This is a genomic window from Arthrobacter sp. SAFR-179, from assembly GCF_059414945.1.
The window spans coordinates 104,370-123,151 of record NZ_JBPFDM010000008.1 but is presented as its reverse complement, the minus strand read 5'-3'; the positions used below and the strand labels follow the sequence as shown (position 1 = coordinate 123,151).

Below are 18,782 nucleotides of genomic sequence, written 5' to 3'. Positions count from 1 at the left end.
ACCCAATGCGCACCTCCGGCAGCAGCACAGGCAACGGCACCGTCTACGTCGGTGTCAGCACCAAAATGTACCTGGGATACCAGGCAAGCCTGCGCTGGCTGTCGGAGGTGCGCTCCGTTGTGGACGAAAGGCCCGGACTGGGCAAGGACTCCGCGGTCCGGGTCTTCGTCATCCCTTCCTTCCCGGTCCTGGAACCGGCCGGGCGGATCCTGGCCGGCTCGCCCGTCCTGCTGGGCGCACAAAACTGCGCCTGGGGAGACGGGCCCCTGACCGGCGAAGTGAGCCCCGGCATGCTGGCCGAGCTCGGCGTCACGCTGGTCGAAATCGGCCACGCGGAACGCAGGCGGCTGTTCGCCGAAGATGACGCCGTGGTGGCGCGCAAGGTGCGCGCCGCCGTCGGCCATTCCCTCACCCCGCTGCTGTGCATCGGTGAGCCGGACATGCTCGACGCCGGTGCTGCCGCGGATTTCTGCGCCGGACAGGTCCATGCAGCCACCGGCGGGGACCCCGCGCTGCTGGACCGCCTGGTGCTGGCCTACGAACCCGTGTGGGCCATCGGCGCAGAGGCGCCCGCCCCGCCGCACCACGTCAACTCCGTGCTGGACCTGCTCCGTGCTGAGCTGGGTCCGGACTGCCCCCTGATCTACGGCGGCAGCGCCGGGCCCGGGCTGCTGCCGCAGCTCCCCGCCGCGGACGGGCTCTTCCTGGGCCGCTTTGCCCACGACGCCGGAAACCTGGGCCGCGTACTGGACGAGGCCCTTGCCTTAACTCAGACCCGCGCCCCGGCCAGCAATTCCTCAAGCCGCTCGTAACCTTCGCTTATGCCGCCCTCCATGCCGGACTGCGCCATGCCGTCGCGCGCCTCCTGGCTGGGGTAGACGGAGTGGCCCCGCAGCCGGGTCCGCCCGTTGCCCAGGTCCTCAAACGTCATGAAATCCAGGCTGACCACATCCGGGTACCCGCCGAACTCGAACGTCTGGATGGCGAATTCGTTGTCCCGGACCGTGTGGAAGATGCCCTTGAACTCGTAGGCCAGCCCGTCCGGTCCCGTGTGCAGGTAGCTGTAGCTGCCGCCCGTGCGGAAGTCGTAGTGGCCGATTTCCATCTTCATGCCCCGCGGGCCCAGCCACTGGACAATGAGGTCCGGCTCTTTGTGCGCGCGGAACACGTCCGCGACCGGAAAATCGAACTCGCGCTCAAAATCGATGAAGGGGACGCCCTCGGGAACGCTGAGTTTCAGGGAATTGCTCATCATGACTCCTTGGAGGATTGATCGCCGCTGTCCGCGGTGTTTGATCTAAGCACGGCATCCAGGCTGCGGAACTGCCCTTCACGCACCAACCGGTAGCGGTCGATCCATGCGGTCAGCGCCTCAAGCCGCGCCGGGTTCAGGTGGACGGGCCTGCGCTGGGCGTCCCTGCTTCGGGTCACCAGTTCCGCCTGCTCGAGCACCTGGATATGTTTCGAAACCGCCTGCTTGGAGATTTCGAATGGTTCTGCCAATTCGTTCACTGTTGCCGGGCCCCGGCTGAGCCGGGCAATGATGCTCCTTCGCACGGGATCTGCCAAGGCCATGAAGGCCGAGTCCAAGGCCGCACTTTCCGAGTTCATTGTTATCCGTTTCTCTACAACCTTCCGGTTTATCAACCAGTTGGTTGTCTAAGCGTAGCCCCCTCCTCGTGCCGCTTCAAGGCCTGAAGCCCTTGCCTGCTGGATTCGCAGTTTGTTAGTATGTCAGTACAAACTATGTGAAGGAGAAGTTCCATGCCATTGGTCCGCATTGACGTAAATGAAGGGCGCACCGCCGAGGACCTGCAGCAGCTCAGCCGCGGAATCCACGATGCAATCCTTGCCGAGTACGGCATTCCGGAGCGGGACTACTTCCATATCCTGACCGAGCACCCGCAGGGCCAGATCTTCGCGCAGGATGCCGGACTGGGGTTCGAGCGCACCGGAGGTGTGGTCATGATCCAGATCTTCACCCAGGGCGGGCGCTCGCAGGAAGCCAAGCAGCGGCTCTTCGCGGCGGTGGCCGAAAAGCTCGCGGCAGTTGGCGTGGCAGGTGAGGACGTCTTCATTGGGTATGTCGAAAACACTGCCGGCGACTGGTCCTTCGGCTTTGGCCGCGCCCAGTACGTGACGGGCGAATTGGCCGTTCCCAAGAAGTAGGAGAAGCGCCCATTCATTGGGGGATGGGCGTATCGCAATACCCGTTGTAAGTATGTCAGTACAAACCTTTGACAGGACATTCGATCTAGGGCAAAGTAGTGCCTGTGGCCCACACCACGGCCTGCCAGTCCCGGAACTCCTGCCCCTCAAAGGATTCGAGTTCCACACCAGAAAGGTCCACGATTCACGTGACCCACGAGCTTCTTACGATCGGGCGCATCAGCGTTGATATCTACCCGAACGACATCGGGGTTGGCCTGGAGGACGTTGATTCCTTCGGCAAATACCTTGGCGGTTCGCCATCCAACGTCGCCGTTGCAGCAGCCCGCCACGGACGCCGCACCGGCGTCATCACCCGCACCGGGGATGATCCGTTCGGCACCTACCTGCACCGCGAACTGCACAAGTTCAACGTCGATGACACTTACGTCACGCCGGTCAAGGACTGGCCCACCGCGGTGACCTTCTGCGCCATCAAGCCGGCCACGGACGAGTTTCCGCTGTACTTCTACGGCCGGTTCCCCACCGCGCCGGACCTGCAGATCGAGGCCGGGGAACTGGACCTCGACGCCATCCGCGGAGCCGGGATTTTCTGGTCCACCGTCACGGGCCTGTGCCAGGAACCCTCCCGCAGCGCCCACATCGCCGCCCACCAGGCCCGTCCCCGCACCGGCCTGGCCGAGGGGCAGTACACCATCCTGGACCTGGACTACCGGCCCATGTTCTGGGCATCGGAAGAGGAGGCCCGTGCCGAGGTCGCCAAGATCCTGCCGCATGTCACTGTCGCCATCGGCAACGACAAGGAATGCGCCGTGGCCGTGGGTAAAGGCACCCCGGATGAGCAGGCAGACCGGCTCCTGGCCGCCGGCGTGGAAATCGCCGTCGTCAAGCTTGGCGCGGAAGGCGTGATGGCCAAGACCCGCACCGAACGCGTGGTCTCCGCTCCCGTCCCGGTGGAAACCCTCAACGGCCTGGGTGCCGGCGACTCCTTCGGCGGCGCGTTCTGCCACGGGCTGCTGTCGGGCTGGCCCCTGGGGCAGGTCCTGGACTACGCCAACGCCGCCGGCGCCATTGTTGCTTCCCGCCTTTCCTGCGCCGATGCCATGCCGACGCCGGACGAGGTCACCTCGCTGCTGGCCGAACGCGGCCGCGCGGTTCCGGGCGCCTCGATTCCCGAAGGAGCAGCATTGTGACCCTTACCCCGTTAGCCTCGAACAACGCAGTGGACGACGATCCGCGCCGCTATGAGCACCTGAGCACTATCCGGCTGGAAGACCCGGAGGCCGTGGCCCGCGCCGCCAAGTCCCGCCGACGCCATCCAGGCCTGAAATCCGGCCGGCAGAACTTCATCGTCGCCGCCGACCACCCGGCCCGCGGTGCCCTGGCCGTCGGATCCGATCCGGTGGCCATGGCTGACCGGCGGCAGCTGCTGGACCGGCTGCAGATCGCCCTGGCCAATCCCGCCGTCGACGGTGTCCTGGCGTCCCCGGACATCATGGATGACCTGCTGCTGCTGGGCGCCCTGGACGGCAAGCTGGTGTTCGGTTCCATGAACCGCGGCGGCCTGTCCGGGCTGGTCAATGAGTTCGACGACCGCTTCACCGGCCACACGGCCGCCGCCCTGGAGGCCCTGGGGGCCGACGGCGGCAAGATGCTCACCCGCATCTGCCTGGGAGATCCGGACACCGTCGCAACCCTGGAAGCCACCGCCAAGGCCATCGATTCGCTGGCGGAGCGGAAGCTGATCGCCATGGTGGAACCGTTCCTGTCTGTCCGCGAGAACGGGCGGGTCCGCAACGACCTGTCAACCAACGCCGTGATCAAGTCCATCGCCATCGCCGAGGGCCTGGGCTCCACCAGTGCCTACACCTGGATGAAGCTTCCCGTGGTGGCCGAAATGGAACGCGTCATGGCCGCCACCACCATGCCCACCGTCCTGCTGGGCGGGGACCCGGACGGGACCCAGGACGAGGTCTTTGCGTCCTGGCAGGCCGCACTGGCGCTTCCCGGCGTCCAGGGCCTCACGGTTGGCCGGACCCTGCTCTACCCGGCAGACGGGGATGTCGCGGGCGCCGTCGCCAGCGCCGCCTCGCTGCTGCACCACACCACTGAAATCCCGGAGAACTAGCCATGGGCACAACAACAGGAACGCGCAGGATGACGGTGGCGCAGGCCGTCGTCGAATACCTTTCCAAGCAGTACACGGTTGACTCGGTCAACGGCGTTGAGTACCGCGGGCGGCTCATTCCGGGCACGTTCGGTATTTTCGGGCACGGCAACGTGGCCGGTGTGGGCCAGGCCCTGAAGCAGTACCAGCAGCTGGACCCGGCCATCATGCCGTATTACCAGGGCCGGAACGAACAGGCCCAGGTCCACCAGGCCGTGGGATACGCCCGGCACACCCGCCGCCGCCAGACCTACGCGGTCAGCACCTCGATCGGCCCGGGTTCCTCGAACCTGCTGACCGGTGCCGCGCTGGCCACCACCAACCGGCTTCCGGTGCTGCTGCTGCCGTCTGACACGTTCGCCACCCGCGCGGCAGACCCTGTGCTGCAGCAGCTGGAACAGCCCTACGCGTACGACCTGACCGTCAACGACGCGTTCCGGCCGCTGTCCAAGTTCTTCGACCGCGTCACCCGCCCCGAGCAGCTGTTCTCCGCGTTCCACCACGGCCTGCGCGTGCTGACCGATCCCGCCGAGACCGGGGCCGTGACCATTTCGCTGCCGCAGGATGTCCAGGCCGAGGCCTTCGACGTGCCGGCGGAGTTCCTGGCCGAGCGGGAGTGGCGGATCCGCCGCCCGGAGGCCGACGACGACGACATCGCCCGCGCCGCGGCCGCTATCCGGGCTGCCAAGCGCCCGCTGATCATCGCCGGCGGCGGCGTCCTTTACGCCTACGCCAATGACGAACTCGCGAAGTTCGTGGAGCTGACCGGCATCCCGGTGGGCAACACCCAGGCCGGCGTCGGCGTCCTGCCCTGGGACCACCAGCACTCCCTGGGCGCCATCGGCTCCACCGGCACGACGGCGGCCAACACCATCGCTGCCGAGGCGGACCTGATCATCGGCATCGGCACGCGCTACGAGGATTTCACCACCGCGTCCCGGACCGCGTTCCAGAACCCGGACGTGCGCTTCATCAACATCAACGTGGCCCCGATCGATGCCTATAAGCACGGGACCACGCTCCCGATCGTGGCCGATGCCCGCAAGGCGCTGGTGAAGCTCAACGCGGCACTGGGCGGCTACCGGGTCGGCGCCGACCTGGAGCGACGCGTCGCGGCCGAGAAGAAGCGCTGGAATGCCACCGTGGACGAGGCCTTCGACACCCGCTACACCCCGCTGCCCGCCCAGAATGAGATCATCGGCGCCACCAACCGGGCCATGGATCCCCGAGACGTGGTCATCTGCGCGGCAGGGTCCCTGCCCGGGGACCTGCACAAGATGTGGCGCGTCCGGGACCCGTTCGGCTACCACGTCGAATATGCCTACTCCTGCATGGGCTACGAGATCCCGGGCGGCCTCGGCGTCAAGCGTGCAGCGCTTGCAGAAGCGGCGGAAAGTACGACGGCGGGCGGCGAGGGCCGCGCGGACGTCCGGGACGTCGTCGTCATGGTGGGGGACGGCTCTTACCTGATGATGCACACCGAACTGGTCACCGCCGTCGCCGAACGCATCAAACTGATCGTGGTCCTGATCCAGAACCACGGCTACGCCTCCATCGGCTCCCTCTCCGAATCCCTCGGCTCCCAGCGGTTCGGCACCCAGTACCGGGCACTGAACGAGGAACAGCACAGCTTCGACGAAGGCGAGACCCTGCCGGTGGACCTGGCCCTGAACGCCGAGTCCCTGGGCGTGAAGGTCATCCGGATCGAACCGGGGGAGAAGGTCATCGCCGAACTCGAGCAGGCCATCCGCGATGCCAAGGCCGCTCCGGAGCGCAGCGGACCCATCCTGATCCACGTCGAATCCGATCCTCTCCTGGACGCACCGTCCTCCGAGTCCTGGTGGGACGTCCCCGTCTCCCAGGTCTCCGAACTCGACTCCACCAAGCAGGCCTTCCAGACCTACGTCGACCACAAGTCACGCCAGCGCAAACTGCTCGGCTGACGCCTGCTCCCTCCAAGACCCACCACTCAAGGAAGAGTCCCATGACTGCCACCACCACTGAAACCGTCATTAACCACTTCATCAACGGCGCGGAGACCGCCGGCGAGGGTGACCGCACCACTCCGGTATACAACCCCGCCACCGGTGCCGTGTCCGCCACGCTGCGCCTGGCCAACCGCGCCGACCTGGAGGCCACTGTCGCGGCCGCCCGCAAGGCCGCCGATACTTGGGGGGACATCTCCCTGGCCAAGCGCACCGCGGTGCTGTTCAAATTCCGCGAGCTGGTCGCCTCCCACATCGAGGAGCTGGCTCAGCTGGTCACGGCCGAGCATGGCAAGGTCATCTCCGACGCCAAGGGCGAAATCGGCCGCGGCCTGGAAGTCATCGAGTACGCCTGCGGCATCCCAACGCTGCTCAAGGGCGACTACTCAGACCAGGTCTCCACCGGCATCGATGTGTTCAACTTCCGCGAACCCCTCGGCGTAGTCGCCGGCATCACCCCGTTCAACTTCCCGGTGATGGTGCCGCTGTGGATGGCGCCGATGGCCATCGCCACCGGGAACGCGTTCATCCTCAAGCCCTCCGAACGCGACCCCTCCGCCTCGCTGCTGCTGGCCAAGCTCTGGAAGGAAGCCGGCCTGCCCGACGGCGTGTTCCAGGTCCTGCACGGCGACAAGGAAACCGTGGACGGACTCCTGACCCACCCGGACGTGGATGGCATCTCCTTCGTCGGTTCCACCCCGATCGCCCAGTACGTCCACGAGACCGCCACCAAGCACGGCAAGCGGGTCCAGGCACTGGGCGGGGCGAAGAACCACGCCATCGTGATGCCCGACGCCGACCTGGACAACGCCGCCGACCACCTCGCCGCCGCCGCCTTCGGTTCCGCCGGTGAACGCTGCATGGCCATCTCCGTCGCCGTGGCCGTCGGGGACGCAGCCGACCTCATCGTTAAGAAGGTCGAAGAACGCGCCTTGGCCGTCAAGGTCAAGAACGGTACCGAACCCGACGCCGAAATGGGCCCGGTCATCACCCCGGCTTCCAAGGAACGCATCGTCCGGATCGTCACCGAAGCCGAGGCTGCCGGCGCCGCCATGGTGGTGGACGGCCGCGACCTGGTGGTCCCCGGCCACGAAGACGGCTTCTGGGTAGGCCCCACCGTGATCGACCACGTCAAGACCGAAATGACCGCCTACCAGGAGGAAATCTTCGGACCTGTCCTCGTGGTGGTCCGCGTGGACACCCTCGAAGACGGCATCGCACTGATCAACGCCAACCCGTACGGCAACGGCACCGCCATCTTCACCTCCTCCGGCGCCGCCGCCCGCAAGTTCCAGCGCTCCGTCACCGTCGGCATGATCGGCATCAACGTGCCCCTGCCTGTCCCGGTGGCCTACCACTCCTTTGGCGGCTGGAAGGCATCCCTCTTCGGCGACAAGCACATCTACGGCCCCGAAGGCGTATCCTTCTACACCCGCGGGAAGGTGGTCACCTCCCGCTGGCCCGAAACCCACCACGCCTCCGGCGCCTCCTACAACTTCCCCTCCAACTAGAACCCACAACCCCCATCGATTGCTCCGTACATGTCGTTATGAGCGTCCAAAACGACACCTGGGCCCACGCCGGCAGGGTTCCCTGGCCGAGCTTGCGAGGCGAGGGAGCCGGTGGGGAGCAATCGATGCAAAGGAACAGACCATGACTGAGAACAAGCTGATCATCGGCACGGCACCGGACTCCTGGGGCGTCTGGTTCGCGGACGATCCCAAGCAGACCCCCTGGGAACGGTTCCTCGACGAAGTGGCCGAGTCCGGCTACAAGTGGATCGAGCTGGGCCCGTACGGCTACCTTCCCACCGACCCCGCCCGCCTTGCGGAAGAACTCAAGCAGCGCGACCTCAAGGTCACAGCCGGCACTGTCTTCACCGCCTTCCACCGGGGCCTGGACCAGTGGGAAACCGCGTGGGAGCCGGCCCGCAAGGTGGCCGAACTCACCGCGGCCATGGGCGGCGAGCACATCGTAGTCATCCCGGCCATGTGGCGCGACGACGTCACCGGCGAAGCCGTGGAAAGCGGCACCCTGGGCGAGAAGGCCTGGAGCGACCTGTTTACCGGGCACAACCGCCTGGGCAAGACCCTGCTGGAGGACTTCGGCCTGAAGCAGCAGTTCCACTCGCACGCAGACTCCCACGTTGGCGCGCAGCAGGACATCGAAACGCTCCTGGGAGCCACTGACCCGCAGTACCTGAACCTCTGCCTGGACACGGGGCACGCCGAATACTGCGGCGCCTCCAGCCTGGACCTGATCAAGAACTACCCGGACCGGATCGGCTACCTGCACCTGAAGCAGATCAACCCGGACATCCTCAAGAAGGTCAACGAGGAAAACATGACGTGGGCGGCCGCCAACCTGGCCGGCGTCATGACCGAACCGCCCAACGGCCTGCCGGACCTGCGCGCGGTCATCGAAGCCGTGGAAGCCCTGAACCGGCCCATCTTCGGCATCGTGGAGCAGGACATGTACCCGGTGGCCTTCGACGTGCCGATGCCCATCGCCAAGCGCACCCGCAACTACCTGCTGTCCTGCGGCTCCCGCACCGCCGTCAGCTGACCTTCCCACACACCAAAGGACGAAAACAATGACTGAAACCCTCCGCGTCGCCGTCATCGGTGCAGGCCGCATGGGCGCCGACCACATCCAGCGACTCAACAAGCGCATCCACGGAGCTGAAGTTGCCGCCGTCGTCGACGTCGACCTCGCCCGCGCCCAGGCCGCCATCGAAGGCATCCCCGGCGCCGTGGCCCTGGCCGACGCCGAGAAAGCCCTCAACAACGGCGACGTCAACGCGGTCCTGATCGCCACCCCCGGCTTCCTGCACGAGGACATCCTGCTCAAGGCGATAGCCAAGGACATCCCGATCCTTTGCGAAAAGCCCCTCACTCCCGACGCCGAATCCTCCTGGAAGATCGTCCAGGCAGAGGTGGCGCTGGGCCACAAACGGATCCAGGTGGGCTTCATGCGCCGCTTCGACGCCGAATACGCCTCGCTGGGCAAGATCATCCGCGACCACGAACTGGGCGAACTGCTGATGCTGCACCACCAGCACCGCAACCCGAGCACGCCCGAGGGCTTCACGAACGAGATGCTCATCAACGACTCCGTGGTCCACGAGTTCGACGCCATCCGGTTCTTCACCGGCGAGGAAATCACCAGCATCCAGGTCCGCCTGGGCAAGGCCACCCGAAACGCTCCGAACGGCCAGCACGACCCCCAGCATGTCCTGCTGGAGACCGAATCCGGCGTCCTGGCCGACGTCGAAATCTACGTCAATGCCAAGTTCGGCTACGAAGTTGCCACCCAGGCCTCCTTCGAAGACGGCATCGTCAGCATCGGCGGCGACAAGGGGCCTTACACCCGCAGCTCCGGCCGCTGGGGCGGCAACGTCACCCCCGGCTTCGAAGAGCGCTTCGGGGCAGCGTACGACGTCGAAATCCAGTCATGGGTGGACGCTGCACTCAAGGGCGAAATCGGCGGCCCCTCCGCCTGGGACGGGTACGCCACCGCGGCGTGCTGCGAAGCAGGCGTCGAAGCCCAGAAGAACGGCGAAAAGGTCGCCGTGAAGCTGGCTGCGAAGCCCGACCTCTACAAGTAGGACAGGAGGAGGGGACGGAGCCATTTCCGTCCCCTTTTCCGTTCCCCTGACTGATCCACAATGGAGTGTTTTTCGTGAAAATCGCACTTGACCCCACCCCGTTCCACCACTCGCACGGCCTGCTGGAGTTCCCCAGGGTGGTGGCGGACCTCGGCTACAAGTACATGCAGATGACCCCGCACCCGGACTTCATCCCCTTCTTCAACCACCCAAAGGCGGACGACGAACTGGTGGGCCAGCTGAAGAAGGCCTGCCGCGACGCCGGAATTGAGATCGCCTCGGTCCTGCCGGTGCTCCGCTGGTCGGGCCCGGACGAGGACGCCCGTGAGGCAGCGGTCCGTTACTGGAAGCGGGCCATCCAGATCACCGTGGACCTGGGTGTCAGCACCATGAACACCGAGTTCAGCGGCCGGCCCGAAAAGGCTGAAGAATCCGAGCGGGCGTTCTACCGTTCCATGGAGGAACTGCTGCCCATCATCGAACGCGAGGGCATCGACCTGCTGATCGACCCCCACCCCGACGACTTCGTGGAGGAAGGCCTTGCCGCCATCCGCGTGATCCGCGGCGTGAACTCGAAGAACGTGGGCATGGTCTACGTGGCCTCACACAGCTTCCACATGAAGAACTCGCCGCTGGACATCATGAGGGCCGCGGGGGACAAGTTGCGTCTGGTCCACGTGGCCGACACCATGGACCACCATGCTTCACATGGGTTGCGGTACATCACCAACCCGCCAGGCACCCCGGTCCGGGTGCACCAGCACCTGAAGATCGGCGACGGCGACGTCAACTGGGATGAGTTCTTCGGCGGCCTGAAGGAGATCGGCTTCCTGGACCGGGAGAATACTGTGATGGTCTCCAGCGTCTTTGCCGAAAACGAACATGCCGAGGAGGTCTCCCGCTACCAGCTGGAGACCATGAAGCAGTACGTCCAAAAGGTCAGCGTATGAGTTCGCCTGTTTCCGGTAAAACAACCGTAAGGCAGCCCGGCAACCACCAGCGGGCGCTGCGGACCGTCACCATCATCTCCACGTTCGGCGGGCTCCTGTTCGGCTACGACACCGGCGTGATCAACGGCGCCCTGCCCTACATGCAGGAAGACCTGGGCCTCACCCCGCTGACCGAGGGCCTGGTCACCTCGTCCCTGCTGTTCGGTGCCGCCTTTGGCGCCCTGTTCGGCGGACGCCTGGCGGACCGCAACGGCCGGCGCAAGATGATCATGGTGCTGGCCATCATCTTCCTGCTGGGCACGCTGGGCTGCACGTTTGCGCCCAGTACCGAAGTGATGATCGCGGCCCGGTTCATCCTGGGGCTCGCGGTGGGCGGTGCGTCCGTCACGGTTCCCGTGTACCTGGCCGAGGTATCGCCGAGCAACCGCCGCGGCCGGATTGTCACCCAGAACGAGCTTATGATCGTCACCGGTCAGCTGCTCGCCTTCATCTTCAACGCCTACCTGGGCAACTCGTTCGGGGAGTCCCACGGAATCTGGCGCTGGATGCTGGTCATCGCCACCCTGCCGGCCATCGCCCTGTGGATCGGGATGAACTTCATGCCGGAGAGCCCCCGCTGGCTGGCCTCCATTGGCAGCTTCGGCGAGACGCTCAGCGTGCTGCAGCGGATCCGTTCACAGGAGCAAGCGCGCAGGGAGTTCGAAGAAGTCAAGGCCATGGCAGTGGAGGACTACAAGTCCAAGATGGGCTCCTGGAAGGACCTGGGCATCCCGTGGCTGCGCAGGATCTTCTTCGTGGGCCTGGGCCTGGCAGTGATCCAGCAAATCACCGGCGTGAACTCGATCATGTACTACGGAACGCAGATCCTGTCGCAGTCCGGCTTTGGCCGGGAAGCGGCGCTCACGGCCAACATCGCCAACGGCGCCATCTCGGTGCTCGCCACCTTCGTCGGAATTTGGCTGCTGGGCAAGGTGGGCCGGCGCAGGATGCTGATCACCGGCCAGGTGGGAACCACGACGGCGCTGCTGCTCATCGGCCTCTTCTCCCTGATCCTGCCCGAAGGCTCAGCCCGCGGTTTCGTCATCCTGTCCCTCACCGTGACGTTCCTGGCGTTCCAGCAGGGTGCCATCTCCCCGGTGACGTGGCTGATGCTCTCGGAAATCTTCCCGTTGAAGATCCGGGGCCTGGGCATGGGCGCGTCGGCCTTCCTGCTATGGATCGTGAACTTCCTGATCGGATTCGGCTTCCCGCAGCTGCTGGCCGCCATCGGGATCTCCAATACGTTCTTCGTCTTCGCAGCCCTTGGCGTAGGCGCCATCGCCTTTGCCGCCAGGTACGTGCCCGAGACCAAGGACAAGAGCCTGGAGGACCTGGAGCACTACTTCAAGAACGTTGCCGGCAGCAAAGCCGGTGCCACCGAAGCGAAGGTTCCCTGACCGGTCCAGCCACAGCCGTCCCAACCAGCAACGCCCCTTTGACGATCCTCAAAGGGGCGTTGCTGTCCTGGGCGTTTCTGTCGCGGGCGCTGCTGCCGCGGGCGCTGCTGTCCTATGCGTGCGCGTGCAGCCGCGGCAGGGCCTCCACCAGCGGCGCGAGTTCGGGGATCCCCATCGCTTCGTCCAGCGCGCGCTCCAGCGTTTCGTCGTGGACAGGCCGTGCGTCCGCCAGCAGCGTGCTTCCGCTGGGCGTGAGCTCGGTGTAGATGCCCCGGCGGTCGTCGTCGCACAGGATCCTGGTCAGGAGGCCGCGGTCCTCGAGCCGGTTCACCAGCCGCGTGGTTGCGCTGGGGCTTAGCGCCGTGGCGCGGGCCAGCTGCTGCATCCGCATGTGCCACCCGTCCTGGCGGCTGAGGGCGTCCAGCACCGTGTACTCCACCACGGAAAGCTTCGACTTTGCCTGGAGGGAGCGTTCCAGTTCGTTTTCGATCAGCCCGTGCAGGGCCGCCAGGGTGCGCCAGCCCTGGGCGCGGACCTCGACGGCGTCGTCCTTGATGCCCATGGTTTGCTCCTTACGGAATGGCCCGGCAGGAGGGCCATCGGTAGCTGTGGTCAGAGATAGTTGCTTGCGCGGCATATTTGCATGTGCAACAATAAATGCCGCGCCTGCAACTATCTTAGGCGCCTTCCCCGAGGGGGAACAACCACACGTACAGCTCAAAGGAGCATTCGCATGCCTGTTGGCCTGATTGCACTCGCCCTTGGCGGGTTTGGCATAGGACTCACCGAATTCGTCATCGCGGGCCTCCTGCCGCAGGTGGCCGCCGACTTTGGCGTCACCGAAGCGGAGGCAGGCTGGTTCATTTCCGGCTACGCGCTCTCCGTGGTGGTGGGCGCGTTGGGCCTCACGGCCGCCGTGACGCGCTTCCACCGCAAGCCGGTCCTGGCCGCCCTGCTGGTCCTGTTCATTGCCGGAAACCTGCTTTCCGCCACGGCGGACGGCTACTGGACGATGATGCTGGGCCGCGTTGTTGCCGCCCTCTCGCACGGCGCCTTCTTCGGAATCGGAGCCGTGGTGGCTGCCGGCATGGTCCCGCCGAGCAAGAAGGCAGGGGCCATCGCACTCATGTTCACCGGCCTGACCGCAGCCAACGTCCTGGGCGTGCCGTTCGGGACGCTGCTGGGCCAGGCCGCCGGCTGGCGTGCCACCTTCTGGGCCATCACGGTCATTGGGGTGGCCGCGCTCGCCGGGATCCTGGCGCTGGTCCCCAGGTCAGCAGGTGCAACGGAAGAAAAGGCCAGCCTCCGCTCCGAGCTTCGCGCCTTCCGCTCCAGCCAGGTGTGGTTTTCCATCGTGGTGACCATCCTGGGCTTCGGCGGCATGTTCGGCGCGTTCACCTACATCGCGTACACCCTCACCGAAGTCTCCGGGTTCGCGGCGTCCACCGTGCCATGGCTGCTCATCGTCTTCGGTGCGGGCCTCTTCGCCGGCAACGCCCTGGGAGGTAAGGCTGCAGACCGCAACGTGGACCGGACGCTCCTGGTGGTGCTCGCCGCGCTTGCCGTGGTCCTGGTGGCGTTCGCCCTGACAGCCGCCAACCCCGTCCTGACAGTCGTGTCCCTGGTCCTGATGGGAGGCTTCGGCTTCGCCACCGTGCCGGGCCTGCAGATGCGGGTGATGAAGTACGCCTCCGGGGCTCCCACCCTGGCCTCCGGCGCGAACATCGGTGCCTTCAACGTGGGCAACGCCCTGGGCGCCTGGCTGGGCGGGGTCACCATTACCGCCGGGCTCGGCTACACCTCACCCATCTGGGCCGGCGCGGTGATCACCCTTGCAGGCCTGGCGGTCATGGCGTTTGCCGCCGCAGGCGCCAGGGGGAAAGAGCAGCGCCGGGAGGGCCAGGCGCCAGTGGCCGTGGAGGAGTTGGCGAGCCGCTAAGCCGCGGGGTCGGAGGAGCGGCGCACCATCAGTGCGGGTTCGAGTTTCCGGGTGGTGGCCGGTCCTGCCGTGCCCGCAATCCGGTCCAGCATGGCCTGGGCCCCCAGCCGGCCCAGCTGGCCGGCGTGCTGGTCAATGGACGTCAGGCCGATGAGGGGAGAGGCCCCCACTTCGATGTTGTCGCAACCGACGATCGCCACGTCGCCCGGGACGGACAGTCCGCGCGACGCCAGGGCCTCCATGATGCCGATGGCAGTGAGGTCGTTGTGCGCAAAGACTGCCGTGGGGAGGGTGCCGCCGGAGTCCAGGAACTGCTCCATCACGGCCCGGCCGCCGCGTTCGGTCATGTCGCTGTGGACCAGCTGGGGCTCCAGGCCGAACTGCCGCATGGCGTGCAGGTAGCCTTCCCGCCTGGCGGTGTAGGGGAGCCAGTCGGAGATGTCCACGTGTGCGATCCGCCGGTGCCCCAGTCCATACAGGTGCTCCACGGCAAGTGCCCCGGAACGGAAGTCGTCCGTCAAAACGGAATCCACGCCGTCGACCTCCATCTCCCGGGTGATGACGACGGCGGGTGTCCCGCGCAGCGCGCCGGCCAACTCCGCCGAGGTGCCGGTATAGCCGGCCAGCAGGACCCCGTCCACGCGCAGGTCCACGAAGGACCGGACAGCCTCCAGCTCGGTCGCCGGATCAGCGGAGCCGACGGCGACCATCACCTGGTTGCCGCTTCCCGCCAGGCCCTCGGTGATGCCGTCATAAATATCGGCGAAGACAGAGTTGTGCAGGTCGAGGAAGAGGACTCCGATGGTGTTGGTGCGGTGGCTGGCCAACCGGCTGGCCAGCCTGTTGGGGGAGTAGCCCAACGCTGCGGCAGCTTCCAGGACGGCCGCCCGCTTGGCGGGGGATACGTTGGGGGAATCGCGCATCACCAGTGACACCAGGGCGCGGCTTACTCCGGCGTCCCGTGCCACGTCCTCCATGGTCACGGACCGCGCGGCGGATGGCTGTTTCACAAGACCCCACTATGCCAGTCGGCCGTCAACTGCCCAGGGTTCCTTATGAGGCGAACGGCAGCCGCGGGTCGATGTCCTGGCTGTCCCACGTTTGCCGCACCCAGCCGTGGTGCGGGTCGTCGCTGATCAGCCACTCCCGCACGGGGCCGGGGCCGGCCATGACGTTCAGGTAGTACATGTCATAGCCCGGCGCGGCCATGGCGGGACCGTGCCAGCCGTAAGGAACGAGGACGACGTCCCCGGTGCGGACTTCCGCCGAAACATCGATGGGGCGCTCGTCCGAGGCGTAGACGCGCTGGTAGCCGATGGCATCGGCGTCGGAGGGCGCCCCTGATCCTGCGGCCACCTGTGTCTCGAAGTAGTAGATCTCCTCCAGGGAGGTCTCGCCGTCCTTCTCCTCATCATGCTTGTGCGGAGGGTATGAGGACCAGTTCCCGGCAGGAGTGAGGACCTCGCAGACGATGAACCGGTCCGCCTCGAGTGCTGCCGGCGTGCCGAAGTTGTGGACCTGGCGTGAGCAGTTGCCGGCTCCGCGCAGCTCCACGGGGGTTTCGGCAGCAGATACCAGCCGGGTGGGATAGGACGCCTTCGCCGGTGCCGTGGCAACGGCAACGCGGCCGCCGTCGGCCGAGCTGATGCTGACGGCACGGCCGGTGCCGGCGTAGAGCACGTCGGTGGGTCCGGAGAAGACGGAGGGGCGGCCGTTCAGCGGGTACTCCGTGCCGTCAACGGTGACGGTGAAGGACCCGCTGAGGGGCACCACGATCCGTTCCTCGTCCGCGGCGGGGACTTCGACGGCGGCGCCGGCCGGCACTGTGGCCACCTTCAGTCCGGTGTGCGCCCACCCGTCCACGGTGAGGGAGGAGTCGGAGGTTCCGATCGAGACGTCCCATTTGCCGTCGGCGGCAGTGCCCAGGGGATAGACCCAGTTGGTCATGGAGTTGGCTCCTTGGATTATCGCTGTACGAGTGTCATTTCAAAGCTGTAGGAATCGGCGCGGTACACATGGTGGCCCGTTTCAACGCGCCGACCGGTATCGTCCACGGCGGTGCGTTCCATGGTGACCAGCGCCGATCCCGCCGGGGTGTCCAGCATGGAGGCCTGGTAGTCATTGGCGGTCATGGCGCCGATGCGCTGCGTGGCCAGCCGGAAGTTCACCCCGCCGCGGCGGAGGATCGAGTACAGGCCCTCGGCACCCAGCATTGCCTCGTCCATTTCGGCGATGTCGTCGCGCACCCAGTTCTCCATGAGGGCCAGAGGTTTGCCGCCCACTTTCCGCAGCCGGGTGAAGTGGTACACCTTGGAGCCCGCGGGAAGCTGCAGCGTGGCCAGCGTAGGGTCGTCCGCCTCCAGGTGCGAGAAGCTCAGCACTTCGGTGGTGGGCTTCTTTCCGTTGTTGGTGAGGTCGTCGTAGAGGCTGGACAACTCGAGTGGCCGGCGAACCTGGCTGGAGACCACCTGCGTTCCCACTCCCCGTTTGCGCACCAGCAGGCCGGAGCGGACCAGCTCATCCATGGCCTTGCGCATGGTGGGCCGTGAAAGGTTCAGCTGGGCGGCAAGATCGATTTCATTGTCCAGCCGGCTGCCGGGTTCCAGTACGCCGCTGTAGATCGCAGCCTCGATGCCCTGGACCACCTGGTGGTACAAGGGCACGGGGGAGGAGCGGTCGATGCTGAGTCCCAGGTTGTTCGCCACGGTGCGTTCCCTCGTCTTCGGTGTCTGCGCCTCCATCCGATCCGGACAGCCGCGCCTTCGGCAGTATGCCGCTATATGTTCGCTTGATAGGACATAGTTTCTTCCTCGATCGTAGCAGGCGGCCACCGGGGGTCAAGAGTGCGGCCGTGCTGCGAGGGGCGAAGCGTGCGGCAAAACAATTGTGCTGACATTAAGACTTTCTATTGACGCTGAGGATTAGAGCGCTCTAAAGTCAGTGGCACGCATCACATTCCTGACCGGCCTTCCGGTCCCCGAGAGAATCTGAGAGGCAACAATGCTGTTGCAGAAACAAACCATGGGCGCACCCGGCACCCAGCGCCGCGGCTACTTGGCCCGGCTCACCGTCATCTCCACCCTGGGCGGCCTGCTCTTCGGGTACGACACCGGCGTCATCTCCGGCGCCCTGCTGTACATGAACGACTCCCTCAGCATGACCGCCGTGGAGGAAGCCACTGTGGTGAGCGCACTGCTGTTCCCGGGTGCCGCCGTCGGCGCCCTCACCGGCGGCCGCATGGCAGACAAACTGGGCCGCCGCGGCTCCCTGTTGGTCTGCGCACTGCTGTTCCTGCTCGGCGCCATCGGTTGCGCCATCGCTCCCAACGTGACCTTCATGATCGCCGCCCGCATCGTACTGGGGCTGGGCGTCGGTGCCGCCGCCGTGACCTGCCCGCTGTACCTGGCCGAAATGGCGCCGGCCCACCTGCGTGGCCGCATGGTGACCATCAATGAACTCATGATCGTGACCGGCCAGATGCTCGCCTTCGCCATCAACGCCCTCCTGGACGCCCTGATCCACGACAACGAGGTCTGGCGCACCATGCTGGGCATCGCCTCGATCCCCGCCCTTGCACTGCTCGCCGGCATGCTGATGCTGCCCGAATCGCCGCGCTGGTACGCCATCCGCGGCCGCCTGGAGGACAGCCGCCGGGTCCTGAACCTCAGCCGCAGCCCGCAGGAAGCTGCCGCGGAATTCGAGGAGATTGCCCGGGCTGCGCGCACCGCAAAGGAAGAACGCGGCCACGCGCTAAGGGACTTGAAGAACAACCCCTGGATGCGCCGGCTGCTGTGGATCGGCATTGGCCTGGCCACCGTCCAGCAGGCCACCGGCATCAACACCGTGAACTACTACGCCCCCACCATCCTGGAAAAGAGCGGGCTGGGCGTCAGCGCCTCGCTCGTGGCCACCATCGGTGTCGGCGTCACCTCCGTGCTGATGACCATCCTGGGCATCTGGCTACTGGGCTTCGTGGGCCGCCGCAGGATGCTGGTGATCGGCTTCTCCGGCGTGGTTGCTTCCCAGGCCCTGCTGGCCATCGTCTTCCTCCTGCCGCAGTCGGACCTGGCCAGCTACACCATCCTGGCCGCCATGATGCTCTTCGTCGCCTTCGTCCAGTGCTTCATCGGCACGTGCGTCTGGCTCCTGCTCTCGGAAATGTTCCCGCTGGCCATCCGCGGCTTTGCGATGGGAATCGCGGTCTTCGCCCTGTGGACCGTGAACGCCGCCATCTCGTTCCTCTTCCCCATCGTGGTCAACGCCCTGGGTTCCACAGGCACCTTCGGCCTGTTTGTCCTGGTCAACGTCGCATCCCTGGCGTTCGTCATCAAGTTCGTTCCGGAAACCAAGGGCCACTCACTCGAGGACCTGGAAGCGCACTTCCGGGACGGCGCCGTGCCTGCCAGGCTCCCTGCCTAGGCAGGCAGCGCTTCCCAGCAGCCGTTGACCACCGCGGGGCCGGACCCGGCACTTTTCCGTCATTGACGAAAAGGGCAGGGGCCGGTCCCGCGTTTGCGTCCGGTGGCCTA

18 protein-coding genes are annotated in these 18,782 nt (G+C 66.1%); 12 read left to right on the top strand and 6 right to left on the bottom strand.

Going from position 1 to position 18,782, the window contains the following annotated elements:
- Positions 1-5: 5 nt before the first annotated feature.
- Positions 6-812: a triose-phosphate isomerase family protein gene (locus tag ACR65K_RS13875; protein WP_440153443.1), complete on the top strand. Its 807-nt coding sequence runs from the start codon at positions 6-8 to the stop codon at positions 810-812.
- Here ACR65K_RS13875 and ACR65K_RS13870 read toward each other — a convergent pair.
- Together ACR65K_RS13870 and ACR65K_RS13865 are read right to left on the bottom strand one after the other, a co-directional pair.
- Positions 770-1,252 carry an SRPBCC family protein gene (locus tag ACR65K_RS13870; protein ID WP_440153441.1) on the bottom strand — a complete coding sequence of 161 codons (483 nt, stop codon included), beginning with the start codon at positions 1,250-1,252 and terminating at the stop codon, positions 770-772. The two genes, ACR65K_RS13875 and ACR65K_RS13870, sit on opposite strands and share 43 nt — an antisense overlap.
- Positions 1,252-1,611, bottom strand: a complete 360-nt coding sequence (locus tag ACR65K_RS13865) for an ArsR/SmtB family transcription factor (RefSeq protein ID WP_056331239.1) — start codon at positions 1,609-1,611, stop codon at positions 1,252-1,254. The genes ACR65K_RS13870 and ACR65K_RS13865 overlap by 1 nt, the downstream gene beginning before the upstream one ends.
- Positions 1,612-1,764: 153 nt before the next feature.
- On the opposite strand from ACR65K_RS13865, the gene ACR65K_RS13860 reads away from it, so the two are divergent.
- The 9 genes from ACR65K_RS13860 to ACR65K_RS13820 all read left to right on the top strand — a co-directional run bounded on the left by ACR65K_RS13860 (position 1,765) and on the right by ACR65K_RS13820 (position 12,314).
- Positions 1,765-2,169, top strand: a complete 405-nt coding sequence (locus ACR65K_RS13860; RefSeq protein ID WP_056331242.1) for a tautomerase family protein — start codon at positions 1,765-1,767, stop codon at positions 2,167-2,169.
- A gap of 188 nt (positions 2,170-2,357) precedes the next feature.
- Positions 2,358-3,362 carry a 5-dehydro-2-deoxygluconokinase gene (gene iolC, locus ACR65K_RS13855; RefSeq protein WP_440153440.1) on the top strand — a complete coding sequence of 335 codons (1,005 nt, stop codon included), beginning with the start codon at positions 2,358-2,360 and terminating at the stop codon, positions 3,360-3,362.
- The gene (locus tag ACR65K_RS13850) at positions 3,359-4,297 is read left to right on the top strand and encodes a Cgl0159 family (beta/alpha)8-fold protein (protein WP_440153438.1); all 939 of its coding nucleotides are present in this window, start codon (positions 3,359-3,361) and stop codon (positions 4,295-4,297) included. Before iolC ends, ACR65K_RS13850 begins: the two co-directional genes overlap by 4 nt.
- Before the next feature lie 29 nt (positions 4,298-4,326).
- On the top strand, positions 4,327-6,279 hold the full coding sequence (gene iolD / locus ACR65K_RS13845) for a 3D-(3,5/4)-trihydroxycyclohexane-1,2-dione acylhydrolase (decyclizing) (protein WP_440153508.1): 1,953 nt from the start codon (positions 4,327-4,329) through the stop codon (positions 6,277-6,279).
- Between the two features lie 41 nt (positions 6,280-6,320).
- A complete protein-coding gene (locus tag ACR65K_RS13840) occupies positions 6,321-7,832 on the top strand; it encodes a CoA-acylating methylmalonate-semialdehyde dehydrogenase (RefSeq protein ID WP_056331255.1) in 1,512 nt (503 codons plus the stop codon).
- A 142-nt stretch (positions 7,833-7,974) separates the two neighbouring features.
- On the top strand, positions 7,975-8,886 hold the full coding sequence (locus tag ACR65K_RS13835) for a sugar phosphate isomerase/epimerase family protein (protein WP_440153436.1): 912 nt from the start codon (positions 7,975-7,977) through the stop codon (positions 8,884-8,886).
- Between the two features lie 28 nt (positions 8,887-8,914).
- Positions 8,915-9,928, top strand: coding sequence for a Gfo/Idh/MocA family protein (locus tag ACR65K_RS13830; protein WP_440153434.1), 1,014 nt, complete (start codon positions 8,915-8,917; stop codon positions 9,926-9,928).
- 74 nt (positions 9,929-10,002) lie between these two features.
- Positions 10,003-10,878 carry a sugar phosphate isomerase/epimerase family protein gene (locus ACR65K_RS13825; protein ID WP_440153433.1) on the top strand — a complete coding sequence of 292 codons (876 nt, stop codon included), beginning with the start codon at positions 10,003-10,005 and terminating at the stop codon, positions 10,876-10,878.
- The gene (locus ACR65K_RS13820; protein ID WP_440153431.1) at positions 10,875-12,314 is read left to right on the top strand and encodes a sugar porter family MFS transporter; all 1,440 of its coding nucleotides are present in this window, start codon (positions 10,875-10,877) and stop codon (positions 12,312-12,314) included. The genes ACR65K_RS13825 and ACR65K_RS13820 overlap by 4 nt, the downstream gene beginning before the upstream one ends.
- Before the next feature lie 112 nt (positions 12,315-12,426).
- Here the strand turns inward: ACR65K_RS13820 and ACR65K_RS13815 are convergent, their stop codons facing one another.
- Positions 12,427-12,876, bottom strand: coding sequence for a MarR family winged helix-turn-helix transcriptional regulator (locus tag ACR65K_RS13815; protein ID WP_440153429.1), 450 nt, complete (start codon positions 12,874-12,876; stop codon positions 12,427-12,429).
- Positions 12,877-13,047: 171 nt separating this feature from the next.
- Between ACR65K_RS13815 and ACR65K_RS13810 the strand changes: the two genes are divergently transcribed.
- Positions 13,048-14,253 (top strand): MFS transporter, encoded by a 1,206-nt coding sequence (locus ACR65K_RS13810; protein WP_440153427.1) that lies wholly within the window; start codon positions 13,048-13,050, stop codon positions 14,251-14,253.
- On the opposite strand, the gene ACR65K_RS13805 is transcribed toward ACR65K_RS13810, so the two are convergent.
- The 3 genes from ACR65K_RS13805 to ACR65K_RS13795 are packed head-to-tail and all read right to left on the bottom strand — an operon-like array spanning position 14,250 to position 16,958.
- Complete coding sequence (locus ACR65K_RS13805; protein WP_440153426.1) at positions 14,250-15,263, bottom strand: LacI family DNA-binding transcriptional regulator; 1,014 nt, start codon at positions 15,261-15,263, stop codon at positions 14,250-14,252. The two genes, ACR65K_RS13810 and ACR65K_RS13805, sit on opposite strands and share 4 nt — an antisense overlap.
- A gap of 43 nt (positions 15,264-15,306) precedes the next feature.
- Complete coding sequence (gene iolB / locus ACR65K_RS13800; protein ID WP_440153425.1) at positions 15,307-16,200, bottom strand: 5-deoxy-glucuronate isomerase; 894 nt, start codon at positions 16,198-16,200, stop codon at positions 15,307-15,309.
- A 17-nt stretch (positions 16,201-16,217) separates the two neighbouring features.
- Entirely contained in the window at positions 16,218-16,958 is a 741-nt protein-coding gene (locus tag ACR65K_RS13795) for a GntR family transcriptional regulator (protein WP_142120104.1), read from the bottom strand.
- A gap of 316 nt (positions 16,959-17,274) precedes the next feature.
- Here ACR65K_RS13795 and ACR65K_RS13790 point away from each other — a divergent pair, with 316 nt between their 5' ends.
- A complete protein-coding gene (locus ACR65K_RS13790) occupies positions 17,275-18,672 on the top strand; it encodes a sugar porter family MFS transporter (protein WP_440153423.1) in 1,398 nt (465 codons plus the stop codon).
- Positions 18,673-18,782 lie beyond the last annotated feature (110 nt).